Raw genomic sequence first — 13004 nt, 5'->3', positions numbered from 1 at the left:
GAGGCAACATGGTTCAATTAGTACTAGTTCGTCACGGCGAAAGCACCGCCAACTTTGATAATACGTACACCGGATGGTCGGACGTAGAATTGACCGACCACGGTCGCGAACAGGCACACACGGCCGGGCGCCTGATTGCGGCCAGTCACATCGACTTTGACGCCGTCCACACCTCCATGCTGCGGCGGGCCATCATGACCGCGTACATCATCCAGGACGAACTCCACGCTAATTGGTTGCCCATAACCAAGAGTTGGCGACTGAACGAGCGGCATTACGGGGCGCTCCGAGGCCTGAATAAGGACAAAACGCGGACGCTATTCGGTCCGCAGCAGGTAGCCCAGTGGCGGCGTAGCTACACGGCTGAGCCACCACACCTCGCACGCGCCCACCACCAGCGCCGTTACGCCGCCTGGCCAACGAGCATCATCCCACCGGCGAAAGCCTGGCCGACGCGAGTGCACGTCTCCTACCGTATTGGAACGACCACGTGGTGCCGGCTTTACGCGCGGACCACAACCAACTCATCGTCGCCCACGGGTCGACTTTGCGGGCACTCATCAAACACCTCGAAGGTATTGCGGATGCTGATATTGACGGGGTCGAGGTGGGTAACGCCGCACCGATTGTATATACGTTGGACGAACGGCTGGCGATTGCGACAAGACTATATTAACAACGGAGTAACTCAAAGGGGCTTACCAGCATCGTGTGGTAAGCCCCTTTAGCGTCTCCAGTTATTTTGATTGGCGCTTCATTGATGGAAGCGATCATGCGCCCGGCATTCTGATCACTTTAGCTCCACCATAGTAGCTATGCTTCTCATGCTCAAATTGATCAAAAAAAATGTTGATCAATGCCAAAAAGATTGATTAGGAACTGAGGCCGTACATGAAATAGTGAACGTATATGGTCAACGGACGTCAGCCTTGACTTCAACACAAATTCCATTAATGCGCGTAGCTTCCCAGGTCGAATCGGTACAATTTTATCATCCAACGGTTCAAGTTTACGGTAGTGAAGGGTATTCATTCGGCCACTGAAATACCTGTACTCCTGATAATCTAGTAATCCTAAATCATAGGCGCGGTGTCCCATGGCTGCAATTGATACTAGATATTGCGACTTCAGATCAACATAATAATCTGGATTAGACTTACGCGCCAAGGTGGCAAATCCACATGCAAATTCTGCACCTGGCAACAAGAATGCACCAGCAAAACGATTGGCTTGTAGTTCAATTTCCTTATACTCTTCGTTAGTCAGCAACTCTATATTTTGGTGCTGATGCATCAGGAGGTGACCAAGTTCATGTGCAATGTCGAAGTTTCGGCATACTGCCGACTTTTTGTGCGTGCCCAAAACAATATAGCTTCTACCAGATTTACTGATTGTACTGTACGCGTCGATTTCTTGGCCTAAATTTCTTTCAACTACGCATACGCCGCTATTTTCAATTTTATACATCAGATCCCTATTACTTTGAATACCCAAATAATTTCTAGATACCTCGGCTAGGTTTTCAATCTCCAAATTCTGTTCACGCTGTGAGCCCGCGTACTGAATTTTATCTGCTTGTTGTTTAGTCATTGAACGCAACGAATCAATACTACGTTCCTCTTGTGTCAAAAAGCCCTCAAAATAATCGACAAAGGCCTCGACGTAACGCAGGTACGTTAATTCAGTGCGAGTTTTTTTTGCGCGATTTCCTATCATCAGCGCGATATGCAATATGGCCCTCACTCGCGACCCCCCGGGTAACCATATTGGGTTCAAAGAGGAAGCTCGTATCAACTTCCATTAAATCCCGTAGAGCATTCAACACATCAATTCTCGGAGTCACCTTATCTGACTCATACTGCCACACTGCCTGCTCCGAAACTGATAATTTATCGGCCAAGTCCTTTCGCGATAAGCCATTCAACTCGCGTAACTCAGTTAACTTGTCGCCATAAAACAAAGTTAATGGCCTCCCTTCTGAAACTAGTACTAACCTTCCTGATTCTCTTCCGAGCCAATTATGAAACCGAAAGTGTTATCTGAATTGTAGAATCGCTTTATACTGGTAATCATACTGCTTTGATTTACAAATAACAGTACAACGCATGAACAGTTATGGTGGCTACAAGCCAACCGTTGTTGCAAGCAAATGCCATCACAAAATCAACAACCAAAAAGGGCAGCCGCATTCATCACGCGACAAGCCCCTTTACTGTGGCACTATTTACTTTTTCTCGTCGTCCTTCTCGTCAGCGGGCTTAATGGTCTTCACCGCGCCAGACTTCCGGGCGTTTTTGTTCTTGTTTTTGGCTTCATCCTCTTCGGTGATTGGCGCCTTAACCGGCTTGCCACCCAGAGTGATGTTTGCAAAGTTGATGACGGTCTTGTGCTTAAGGTCTTCAACCACCACGGAGTCTTCCGTGTCAAAATCGTCAATTGTCAGCATGGCGGAGTTGGTGTAAATCTTCTCCACGGTGCCCTTGAAGCCGTTCGGAACGCTAGTCCCCTTGGCTACGTCAACCTTGTTGCCAACGGCCAATTCTACTGCGTTAGCTGCTACTTTAGCTTTACCCTTTGCCTTTGACTTTGAATCTGCCATCGTGCACCTGCTATATAAAATGTGGAAGAATGTCTCTTGGACACCAATAAAGGTTTATATATTTCCTTTCTTGATTGACATTCTACATCTCACTTAGTCCCGTCATCATCAGTATTCCCCTTTGGAAAAATATCCGCACGACATTGACTGACTCCTGAACTTTATGGTATTAGCCATACCCAGAATGATTAGTTGACCATTGCGTACTGGATTAAGTTTTCCACTGCGTTTTGGTCGCGGCGCATACTTGCACCGCATTGATAACACACGTATTGATTGTTACCGGTATGATGCCGGCGATTACCCTCTAAGTCGATCTTGTTCGCACCGGTTTTGACGAAGCTACATTGCGAACACCGCTGGGTGCTCGGATAGAAGCGATCCACCATGACTAGCTTCACGCCAGCCCATGAACATTTGTACTGCATGATTGCCTTGAACTGGCCAAACAGTGAACGGTGCAAGTTTTTGGCTAAGTGTTTGTTCATGCGCATGTGCAGGTTATCGAGGTCCTCAATCGCAATCACGTCATTGGTTTGTACTAACTGATGCGTAAACTTGTGCAGTAAATCCATCTGAATTCGGGTCACCTTTTGATAATCCCGCTGCAACTTGGCTCTCGTTGCGCGGTAGTTATGGGACCGGAAATGGGACGGATTTACCAACCGTTTACGTGCCAACAACCGTTGATAATGGGTGATACGCTCGTACAACCGCAGTAGCTTAGCACTCATGGTCGAAACCGATTGGTAGCCCGTGGCATCGCGATAGTCAAAGCGGGCAATGTTGGCATCTACGCCGGTAACAACGTGCCCGGATTTAACTGCGACACTATCGTCAACCTCAACAGCTAGCGCAACATAATAACCATCAGCTTCTTCGACTACGGTCGCAGTTTTTAGCTTGCCAATCCAGCGTACCGATTCAGCCATCCGGATGTCATACCACGATGTGTAACCATATGGTCGATCTAAGCGCAGTTTGTTGTTAACCACCTGTGCCCGATCAGTTGTGAATGTATTGCGTGACCGTTTCCTAGACTTAAACCGGGGTTGCCTGTGGCTGGGCATTTGCGGATTGAAAAAGTTCCGCCACCCCTGAGCTAAGTCATGTACTGCCAGCTGTAAAACGCGGGCTGAAAGTTCGTACTGCCAATCCTGCTTGTTGTTGACCAGCTCATTCCTTACCTTACGTTCGTTTGGCCGTAATGACTTATCACCCATTAACAATGACTCATCGTACATGCCGTTCCATGATTCGAGTGCCAGGTTATAGCAGTAACGTCGGTAATCAAATAACTGCTGGAACGCGCGGCACATGGTTGCATTGGGGTACAACTTAATTTTGTGTGTTTTAATCATTCTGGCTCACTCCCCAAACGTAAACATAGAACACCGCAGCAACTATTCAACACCTTAAATTTTACGCTGGTATTGAGGCACTCAACAAGCGTGATTTGATAGTGTTTAGTAGCTTTGCCTATTCTACGCGGTTTACAATTTGGAGAGTAAGTTATGGCAGTTCGCAAATTGCAACAAATGATTGCATTTAGTTGCAACTACTACATCTGGGTATCAAGATGTCTTCCACTTAATTATTGCGTCTTGATAAAATCCCGTTATTACACTTTGTTCCATGATTTAAAGTACAGTTAACTACCTCCTGCTCTGTTCTATCGCCACCTGGCGATTACGTCGAAAATCATTATAACCGTTTTGGCGGTGTGAGTCGACCGTGGGAAATAATGATTCCGTACAATCGATGCTAACGAACCTCCTCGATTGCCTGGGCTACATGATCTTTAACTTCAGACCACAACTCGTCACTTTCACGGTCAGCCGCAGCAATCTTTACAACTTCTGTAGCCAGCGTAATCTGGGCATCCGGACGAAGTTCATAGCCATTACGCATCAAAAAACATACAAAACTGATTAATGCCGTTCTCTTATTAGCATCGTTAAAGCAATGCTTCTTCGTAATCTTGATTAAGTAATAGGTGCCCAACTCAACAGCGGAACGGTAGAGTTTAACCCCAAAGACTTCCTGTTCAGCAGATTGCACAATGTAGTCCAGAGCTACGGCGTCACGAATTGCTGGTTCGGTCCCAAACCGTTGCTGCAACCGTGCATTAATCCGAATAATATCGGCCGCCGAAAGATAATGCATCTACTTGTCCTCCAGATACTTCATTGCATCCATGTAACGGTCAATCACCTGGTCAATTTGGCGCAAATCGTCGTCACTAGTAGCCTCACGCTCGGGCCGCGCAACTATTGCACCGTCCTCTAAGGATACGGCTAACCGTTCTCCTTTGCTTAATCTGAGCCGTTCGACAATATCCGCGGGTATCGTAAAATACAAACTGTTGTTCACCTTGCCCACTGTCCGTTTGATACCTTGATTATCGGTCATGCTTACCACCTCTGGTTTAAGTATGAGGTATATACACAGTATAAACAAGTACATTGAGAGCCAGCCAATAAAAAAAGCTAGCAAACGCCATCAAATGCGCCTACTAGCAATACAGTTGATTATGATTCGTGCACGAAAGCACGCGTCCTCACTAACTTATGGCACACCGATTCGGAAAGATTCTGGGTAGCCATCCAATAAACCAACTAAATGGTATTATCAGTCCGCAATCCTCAAAATCGTACCCAAATCATTCCGCTCGGTTCTCAACGAGTTCAACCGATTATCCTTTGCAAAGCCGAGTGCGACCCCCATCATCAACGACTCATCTTCGGGAATATCAATCTGCGCCCGGACCTCAGCTGGATGACGAATAAACTCGTACGCGGGAATTCCGCGTAGGCCGTGTTCCTGAGCCGCCAACAGTAAGCCGTACCCAAACGCCCCGGCATCGTACGCCGAATAGTGTGATGCGTCCTTAGGAATCGTGATGTAGACAATGGCAGGCGCGTTGAACAGGTTTTTATTGGCCTCAAAAAGTTCCGGTGTGGCATCACCCAAAGATTGTTTGGTTGCGACCAACCACTGGTCAATGTTGCCCTGCGTGTACGCCGACCAACTTTGGGGTGGCACAACCTCCGTCCAACTCTTCGTACCCTTGCTGGCCAGGTCAAAGTGACTCGCCCGGATGCGCTTAACGGTTTCCCCGGTCGCGACGTACGCCTTCCACGGCTGTGAATTTTCCCACGATGGGGCCAACGCGGCCTCACGCACGATATCCTTGATCACGTCCACCGGAATTGCTTTGTCCTCAAACGCTCGCGCTGAATGACGCTGCACCAAGATGCTATTTTGATCCATGATCAAATCCCCCTCACCTAATAATTACACCTGAATACCAATATGCTCTACTTGCGCACCTGTCCGTTTCCATTAATCTCGTACTTCGTGGTCGTCAGGGCACTCAAGCCCATTGGTCCACGCGCGTGCAGCTTCTGGGTGCTAATACCGATTTCCGCCCCAAAGCCGAACATGAAGCCGTCGGTGAAGCGGGTCGACGCGTTCACGTACACACAGGCCGCGTCCACCAGATCCTGGAACCGCCGGCTGTGCGCCAAATCGTTCGTAATGATGACTTCCGAGTGCTTCGTGTTGTGCGCATTAATGTGCGCAATCGCGGCGTCCACATCATCCACCACTTTGACCGCCAAAATCAGATCGTTGTATTCCGTGTCCCAATCTTCATCCGTGGCGACCACCATGTCTGGCACGATGGCCCGCGCCCGTTCATCCCCACGCAATTCCACACCGTGCGCGCGGAGGTCGGCGGCCAAAGTTGGCAGGTACGCCTCCGCCACTTTGGCATTGATCAGCAGTTTCTCCGCCGCGTTACATACCGATGGCCGCTGGACCTTAGCGTTCACCACAATTTTGCGCGCCATTTCTAGGTCAGCCGCATCGTCCACGTAGATATGACAATTACCGGCACCCGTTTCAATGACGGGGACGGTAGCCGTTTGCACAACCGCACGAATCAGGCCAGCCCCGCCACGTGGAATGAGAACGTCCACGTACTGGTTGAGGTGCATCAGTTCGTTCGCCAATTCGTGGCTGGGGTCGGTAATGAGCTGGACCGCATCCGCCGGTAAATCGACGCTGACCAGTGCATCACGCAAAGTCGTGGCGAGGGCGCGGTTGCTGTTCAACGCCTCTTTGCCCCCACGCAGGATGACCGCGTTGCCGCTCTTGAAAGCCAGGCCCGCCGCGTCCACCGTCACGTTCGGCCGTGCCTCGTAAATCATGGCCACCACGCCCAACGGTACACGCCGCTGGGTGATGGTGAGCCCGTCCTCAGTCACCCAACCACGGTCAATCTGCGCCGTCGGGTCCTTGAGTTGGGCAACCTGCTGCAAACCGTCGGCCATGTCCTGAATCCGTTCCGGCGTCAACCGTAGCCGGTCCACGAACCGTGGGTCAATGGTGGCCCCATCCAGATCTTGCTTATTGGCCGCCATAATCGCGTCCGTCGCTGACACGAGGGCATCCGCCATCACGTTCAGGGCGTGCTGTTTGTCGGGGTCAGGGAGCTGCGCCAAGATTGCCGCCGCGGCTTTGGCTGCCCGGCCCATTGCCTGCAAATCGTTTGTCTGTACCATGTCCATGAGCTTTCCTCCTATGGGTTAGTGTCGCAAAGTCGCCTGCTCGTTGCCCGGCATCATGCTGGCGGGACAGAAACGGGTGCCGATATCCTCGCCGGCCATCACGCGGAGCACGACGCGTGGATCCGCGCCGTTGACCAACACCATTTCTTTGCCCGCCTCAATCATCGTGTTCGCCGCCTTCAGCTTGGTGACCATCCCGCCAGTACCAAAGCGTGTAGAGCTCCCGCTAGCGCCAGCCAGGATGGCGTCCGTCACCCGCGTCACGTGGTGCAGCAGGTGTGCGTCGGCATACTTGCGCGGGTCCACGTTGTAGAGGCCGTCAATATCCGACATGACGATCAGCACGTCGGCGTCCACCTGGCGGGCAACGAGCGCGGACAGCTGGTCGTTATCGCCAAAGGTGGTGCGGTGATCCATCTCGTCCGTAGCGACCGAGTCATTTTCGTTGATGACGGGGATGATACTTTGGGCGAGCAGCGCCTCAATCGTGTCGAGCACGTGAATCCGGCTGACGGGGTAGTCAAAGACGTCGTAGGTCAACAACAGCTGTCCGACCATCGACCCGTAATCGGTGAACCGCCGCGTGTACAGCGACATCAGTTGCGATTGGCCGATGGCGCTAACGCCTGTTGCCCGGCGATGGCCGCGGGCCGGTCGTGTTGCCCCATGAGATCCAGCCAACACCAATTGCGCCAGAAGAAACTAACAGGACCTCGCACCCCTGGTTCTGCAAAGCCGACAGGGCGTACGCCAAGCGGTCAATCGTTTGTAAATTCACTTTGCCGTCCGGGTAGATGAGGCTACTCGTGCCGATTTTAACTACTACCCGTTTTGTACGCGTCTGTGCCATCATGGTTCCGTCCTCCACATACCGTCTTGTGACAAAAAGCGCTGCCCGACCGAGGCACCCTTACCGGGCGGTACCATCCTCGTTCGAAGCAACGCTTCACTCTTTTAATTACTATATTAACTTGTTCACCCTAGCTTGGATTCGTGCGCGCTGAACGGCTTGCAGTCGGCGACCGTTCTTCCTGTGAGGCACTACTATGACTGGGGGGCGGGCGGCTCGCCCGATGCTGACGTTATCATAGTCTGCCGGCTTACTTTTGTCAAGCGGGTTGTGGACCGAGTCGTGCTGTGCTGGCAAAGTGGTGGTGGGGTTGCGGCTTTCGTGCCCTCCGCCGTGGCTTGCTACACCCGCACGCTCCGGACGTTCCGTCCTCCCACGAATTATTGAGTTTGAGAAATGCACTCAATCTCAATAATTTGCCGCTGTACGTCACTTCGTTCTTACAGCGCTACGGGATCGCAGCAACCACGTCTACGGACACGACGCCTCCACCCCACCACCACTTTGCCGGCACCCGTCAGTTCGATAAACGGTACCCATATCTCGTGCGAATTCACTAACAGGCATCGCGAACTACACGATGTTTTTGTGACTGACGCAACGTAACTGGAAAAATGGATACTACAGTAGCGTTAGGCCGCGTCGGTCGGTATGGTGCCTAACGCCAAGTAGCTGGTTGTCACGGGGCGGTATTTCTGGTTGGGTGAGCGGCGCGGTGAGCTACGGCTTACGTGGGGTACTCCATGGTGACCACTGCTAGGGCGAAGGCTCCAACCCGCCAAGTACAAGCGGGTTTCCGCCGCGATTCTGAACCTGCCCGGAAACCCACCGGTCAGTTTCAGAAGTCGTCGCGTTCTAACGGCTAAAGCCGTAAGAACGTTACACCCCGGCAGTGGCCACCATTCCGACCCCACACGCCTCCGCTCACCGCGCCGCCCATCCAACCTCCTCCACCATATCGTGATAACCAATACCTGTGGGTAGGTGCCACATCAGTTCAATTCGGACACACCCCCATAAAAATGTACGCGCTCCCAATTTCCACTAAACTTTTCCCGCCCCATAACATATACTATAGATGTTTGGTTTTATTCCAAGGAGACGCCGCTAACAGCTTGGTGCCCGGACTGGGGTAATTCGCGCACCACCATACCTGAGGAGGTAGCCTTCTTGATCACTCTCTCCAACGCACAATTCACCGCCACCATCAATCCACTCGGTGCCGAACTCACCACACTCACCCGCCGCTCCAACGGCCGCGAGTACATCTGGTCCGACACTACCGGTAAGTTCTGGGGCCGCCACGCGCCCATCCTGTTTCCTGCCATCGGCCGCTCCAACGACGACCACTACTTAGTCGACGGCCAGACCTTCCCCATGCGTCAACACGGCTTCGCGCGCGACTTTGAATTCGACGATGTCCAGCAAAGTAGCGATGAAACCGTCATCCTGACCCTGCACGCTAACGCCGAGACCAAGGCGCTGTACCCGTTTGACTTTGCGCTATCCGTCACCTATACGTTGACGGAAACCGGCCTGCAGGTGCAGTACCACGTCACCAATGCTTCTGCGCACCCAATGCCGTTCGCGCTGGGTTCACATCCTGGCTTTGCGCTAGAACAGCCACTCGGCCACTACACGGTCACGCTGACCGGCGCAAATACGCCGCTCACCAAGTTTGGTATTGGCCCCGTACCGTTCCGCAACGGGGCCGTGGAGCCATTCGCTGAATCCGATGGGGCCGCGATTCCATTAAGTCACGAACTGCTTGACGATGGCCTGATTATCATCAATGCACCCGAGGCCACCAGCGCTACTTTGGCCGCTAACGACGGGAGCTACCGGGTCACCATCAACCTGGCGGACTTCCCCTACCTGACTCTGTGGAGCCCGGAGCACAAAAACGCACCGTTCGTCTGCGTTGAACCGTTCCACGGGCTGCCCGACGTGGCCGGTGCCCCTACTGACTGGTACCAGAAAGCGGGTAACACTACCGTCGCCCCTGGCGGCACTTCAGCGTTTGGCTACGACCTCACGCTGAACTAAGCGTCACGCAAAACGCGCACCGCGTTCTCTTTGCAGAATGTGGTGTGCGTTTTACTTCGGCGCGATTAATCAGCGCTATAACTGACCACTTTGGTGCCCGCATCGCTACCGTACACAATTTGCTGAACCTTGACCGCAATCGTCTTAATCCGGCTGAAGTCGAGGGTGGTCTGGTTGTGCCCGTGCGTCATAATTACCAAGATGTATTTGTGCCCATCACTGGTGGTCACAATCGCCGCATCATTGTTAACGTCATCCAGGAAGCCCACCTTATCGGCCACCGTGGCCCCGCTATCCACTGACGCCACGCCTGCCGGGATGCCTGACCGGTAAACCTGCTTTTGCATCAGGCCCAACAAGTAGCTACGGTCGCTGCTATCACTGAAGACCCCCGTGCCCGCGTTCAAAGCCTGTAACACTTTGCGGAGACTCTGACTCGTGGTGCTGGCCGCCTCGTCACCGTCGTGAAAGACCGGACTGCTCCACCCTTGGCTCTTGATGAAGGCATTGATGCTGTCGGCACCATACTCGGCGAGAATCTCTTCCGGAAAGGTATTGCTGGAATTCACGACCATCTGGTAAAAGCCACTCTTGTTGGCAGTCGTCCAGCTGAATTTGCCTTCCTGGTGTAGGTGAAATAAGTACGCCGCGATAAACAATTTATATGTACTGGCCGAAGTCGCGGTAGTAGTGGCGTTACTGTCGGCCACAATCTGACCGTCACCATACGTTAATTGGTCCGTCGTACTGTCAGCGCTGCTACCACTGGTGGCGTCCAGACTGTAAAAGCTGACGCTGGCGTCGCCGTCAGCCGTAACCTTATCCAGATAATTTTGTAGGTTTTCCTGAATAATACTCCGTTTCTTGTTCGCGGCCGTGGTTGCGCTATCGGTGCTCGCCGACGAACTGGTGGCCGCCTGGGCGTGTTGCCCATTGCCAGTAGTGTCCCCGGCCGCCCGCCAGCACAGCAACGCCACGGCCATTGCACCAAAAATGACAACGATCGCCGCAACGTACCGCTCACGCTGGTGATTACTTACATGTTTCCGCAAAATAAATGAGCCCCCAAACTGTTAATAAAGACAGTTTAGCGGGCTCATTTTGCGACTTTGCCGTTAAAATATGACCAAATTGGGACTTTTTGTCGTTAAATCAAAGCAGCGGTGGTCACCGTACTGCTTTACTTCGCGTTGAGTGCCTTTGTGGCCTCTTCAAAATCGTCAAAGTGGTGCTTCGTGTGACCGATAATCTGGTAATCTTCGTGACCCTTACCGGCAATAAGCACGACATCCCCCGGCTTGGCGGCCTTAATGGCATACTGGATAGCCGTCCGCCGGTCCGTGAACCGCTGGTAACTGCCTGCAGGAACCGCGCTCACCACCATGTCGAGGATACTATCTGGGTCCTCCGTGCGTGGATTGTCGGAAGTGAAAACGGGATCAGTGGACAAACGCACCGCGATTTCACCCATAATATGGCGCTTGTTGTTGTCCCGGTCACCACCGGCGCCCACCACACAGAAAATGCGTTGCTTGGCGAACTTGCGGATGGTCGCCAGGACGTTCTCCAGCCCATCCGGCGTGTGCGCGTAATCCACGAGCACCACCACGTCTTTGTTGTTCGGCACCGGCTGGAAGCGCCCGGGCACGCCGGTTGCCGACTCGATGCTGGCAATAATGTCAGGCACCGCAATGCCCTGACCGTACGCCGCGCCAAAGGCAGCGAGGACGTTGTACACGTTAAATTCGCCAACCAGGTGCATGTGTACCGGGTAGGTCTGCCCGTAAAACTGCAGGTTGAACCGCGTCCCGTGGTTGGTGGTTTCGATATCGGTTGCCCGTACCGTTGCCGCCTGGTCCACGCCGTACGTGATGACGTTAGCCACCGTGTGGTCAGCAATCGCCACCAGCTTGGCCCCCGCCGGATCGTCCGTATTAATCACAGCCGTTTTGCTGCGACCGTTGTGGCTCATACCGCTCCCAAGCTCGCTGAACAGCAAACTTTTGGCCGCAAAGTAGGCCGCCATGGTCTTGTGGTAGTCCAGGTGATCCTCGGTCAGGTTAGTGAAAACCGCAGTGTCAAAGTCGGTTCCCCAGTTGCGGCCCTGATCGAGCGCAATCGACGATACCTCAATGGCCGCGGCCGCGTTACCCGCGTCGCGCATAGCCGCCAGCACCCGTTGCATGGTGTTGGCATCGGAGGTGGTATTCACCGTCGGCAGCTTTTCGTCACCAACTTTGTTGTAAAGCGTCCCCATAATCCCCGTGTTCATGCCGTTATCGCCGAGAATCTTGCTAATGAGGTGGGTGACGGTCGTCTTACCGTTCGTCCCGGTCACCCCGATGACGTTGAGGTCACGACTAGGGTTGCCGTTAAACGTGGCGGCAAGTTCAGCCAGCGCCTTGTGGGTGTCCGGCACCGTTACAACGAGCCCTTGGCCCTGGTACGTCACGGCGCGCTCAACCACGGCCATCGCGGCCCCGGCGGCAAACACTTCATCGAGGTGGTCGTGACCATCAAAGTTGGCGCCGGCAATGGCGACGAAGCATGCACCCGGACGTACCTCCCGGGTGTTGGCGGTCACCATGGTGATATCCATGGCGGCTTGGTGCAGCCGGTCCCGATCCGTGGGCCCGACAGCGAGAATATTAGTCAGCGTGTGTACCTGCATGCTGTTCTTCCTTTCTGAAACCGCTAATTGTTACATTCCTGTAACACTGATAGACATAGTATAACGTAAACCAGCGCGGCATGACTGCTTGTAACGGTATTTTTATTGCTTTTTCGCAAAAACATCACAATGCAACGTGACTGTGCAATGTGGTAAGAACATGCGGACAGGGTTGGGAGTTGCGGCTTACGTGCCTTCCGCCGTGGCTTGCTTCACCCGCACGCTCCGGCCGTTCCGGCCTCCACGGATAATTGAGCTTGAGAA

The 13004-nt window shown here is 53.0% G+C and carries 11 protein-coding genes and 2 pseudogenes; 2 read left to right on the top strand and 11 right to left on the bottom strand.

Annotation, left to right across the window (positions count from 1 at the left end):
- Nucleotides 1-8 precede the first annotated feature (8 nt).
- Nucleotides 9-676, top strand: a pseudogene (locus tag JCM12539_RS08625) (2,3-bisphosphoglycerate-dependent phosphoglycerate mutase).
- Nucleotides 677-837: 161 nt separating this feature from the next.
- Here the strand turns inward: JCM12539_RS08625 and JCM12539_RS08620 are convergent.
- The 9 genes and pseudogenes from JCM12539_RS08620 to proB all read right to left on the bottom strand — a co-directional run bounded on the left by JCM12539_RS08620 (nt 838) and on the right by proB (nt 8026).
- Entirely contained in the window at nt 838-1743 is a 906-nt protein-coding gene (locus JCM12539_RS08620; protein ID WP_156302154.1) for a spr1629 family repressor/antitoxin, read from the bottom strand.
- Nucleotides 1682-1960, bottom strand: coding sequence for a helix-turn-helix domain-containing protein (locus JCM12539_RS15245; RefSeq protein WP_054650737.1), 279 nt, complete (start codon nt 1958-1960; stop codon nt 1682-1684). Before JCM12539_RS15245 ends, JCM12539_RS08620 begins: the two co-directional genes overlap by 62 nt.
- A 264-nt stretch (nt 1961-2224) precedes the next feature.
- The gene (locus tag JCM12539_RS08610; RefSeq protein ID WP_225350319.1) at nt 2225-2599 is read right to left on the bottom strand and encodes a hypothetical protein; all 375 of its coding nucleotides are present in this window, start codon (nt 2597-2599) and stop codon (nt 2225-2227) included.
- 188 nt (nt 2600-2787) lie between these two features.
- Nucleotides 2788-3960 (bottom strand): RNA-guided endonuclease InsQ/TnpB family protein, encoded by a 1173-nt coding sequence (locus JCM12539_RS08605; protein WP_054650735.1) that lies wholly within the window; start codon nt 3958-3960, stop codon nt 2788-2790.
- 403 nt (nt 3961-4363) lie between these two features.
- A complete protein-coding gene (locus JCM12539_RS08600; protein WP_054650733.1) occupies nt 4364-4765 on the bottom strand; it encodes a type II toxin-antitoxin system death-on-curing family toxin in 402 nt (133 codons plus the stop codon).
- Complete coding sequence (locus tag JCM12539_RS08595; protein ID WP_054650731.1) at nt 4766-5011, bottom strand: AbrB/MazE/SpoVT family DNA-binding domain-containing protein; 246 nt, start codon at nt 5009-5011, stop codon at nt 4766-4768.
- A gap of 219 nt (nt 5012-5230) precedes the next feature.
- Nucleotides 5231-5872, bottom strand: coding sequence for a nitroreductase (locus tag JCM12539_RS08590; RefSeq protein ID WP_054650729.1), 642 nt, complete (start codon nt 5870-5872; stop codon nt 5231-5233).
- 47 nt (nt 5873-5919) lie between these two features.
- Entirely contained in the window at nt 5920-7167 is a 1248-nt protein-coding gene (locus tag JCM12539_RS08585) for a glutamate-5-semialdehyde dehydrogenase (RefSeq protein WP_420835953.1), read from the bottom strand.
- 24 nt (nt 7168-7191) lie between these two features.
- Nucleotides 7192-8026, bottom strand: a pseudogene (gene proB, locus JCM12539_RS08580) (glutamate 5-kinase).
- A 1167-nt stretch (nt 8027-9193) separates the two neighbouring features.
- Between proB and JCM12539_RS08575 the strand changes: the two are divergent.
- Entirely contained in the window at nt 9194-10069 is an 876-nt protein-coding gene (locus JCM12539_RS08575) for an aldose 1-epimerase family protein (protein WP_054650725.1), read from the top strand.
- A gap of 65 nt (nt 10070-10134) precedes the next feature.
- On the opposite strand, the gene JCM12539_RS08570 is transcribed toward JCM12539_RS08575, so the two are convergent.
- Both JCM12539_RS08570 and JCM12539_RS08565 read right to left on the bottom strand, forming a co-directional pair.
- Nucleotides 10135-11121, bottom strand: a complete 987-nt coding sequence (locus JCM12539_RS08570) for a serine hydrolase (RefSeq protein WP_225350318.1) — start codon at nt 11119-11121, stop codon at nt 10135-10137.
- A gap of 128 nt (nt 11122-11249) precedes the next feature.
- Nucleotides 11250-12740: a UDP-N-acetylmuramoyl-L-alanyl-D-glutamate--2,6-diaminopimelate ligase gene (locus JCM12539_RS08565; RefSeq protein WP_054650722.1), complete on the bottom strand. Its 1491-nt coding sequence runs from the start codon at nt 12738-12740 to the stop codon at nt 11250-11252.
- Nucleotides 12741-13004 lie beyond the last annotated feature (264 nt).

The organism is Lacticaseibacillus pantheris DSM 15945 = JCM 12539 = NBRC 106106 (assembly GCF_001311175.1).
GTDB classification, from domain to species: Bacteria; Bacillota; Bacilli; order Lactobacillales; family Lactobacillaceae; genus Lacticaseibacillus; species Lacticaseibacillus pantheris.
This window is presented reverse-complemented; position numbering and strand designations above follow the sequence as displayed.

Bases quoted from the DNA above. Each gene is read 5' to 3' on its own strand.
- JCM12539_RS08610 (WP_225350319.1), bottom strand. From the start codon at position 2,599: ATGGCAGATTCAAAGTCAAAGGCAAAGGGTAAAGCTAAAGTAGCAGCT.
- JCM12539_RS08590 (WP_054650729.1), bottom strand. From the start codon at position 5,872: ATGGATCAAAATAGCATCTTGGTGCAGCGTCATTCAGCGCGAGCGTTT.
- JCM12539_RS08585 (WP_420835953.1), bottom strand. From the start codon at position 7,167: ATGGTACAGACAAACGATTTGCAGGCAATGGGCCGGGCAGCCAAAGCC.
- JCM12539_RS08605 (WP_054650735.1), bottom strand. From the start codon at position 3,960: ATGATTAAAACACACAAAATTAAGTTGTACCCCAATGCAACCATGTGC.
- JCM12539_RS08600 (WP_054650733.1), bottom strand. From the start codon at position 4,765: ATGCATTATCTTTCGGCGGCCGATATTATTCGGATTAATGCACGGTTG.
- JCM12539_RS08565 (WP_054650722.1), bottom strand. From the start codon at position 12,740: ATGCAGGTACACACGCTGACTAATATTCTCGCTGTCGGGCCCACGGAT.
- JCM12539_RS08595 (WP_054650731.1), bottom strand. From the start codon at position 5,011: ATGACCGATAATCAAGGTATCAAACGGACAGTGGGCAAGGTGAACAAC.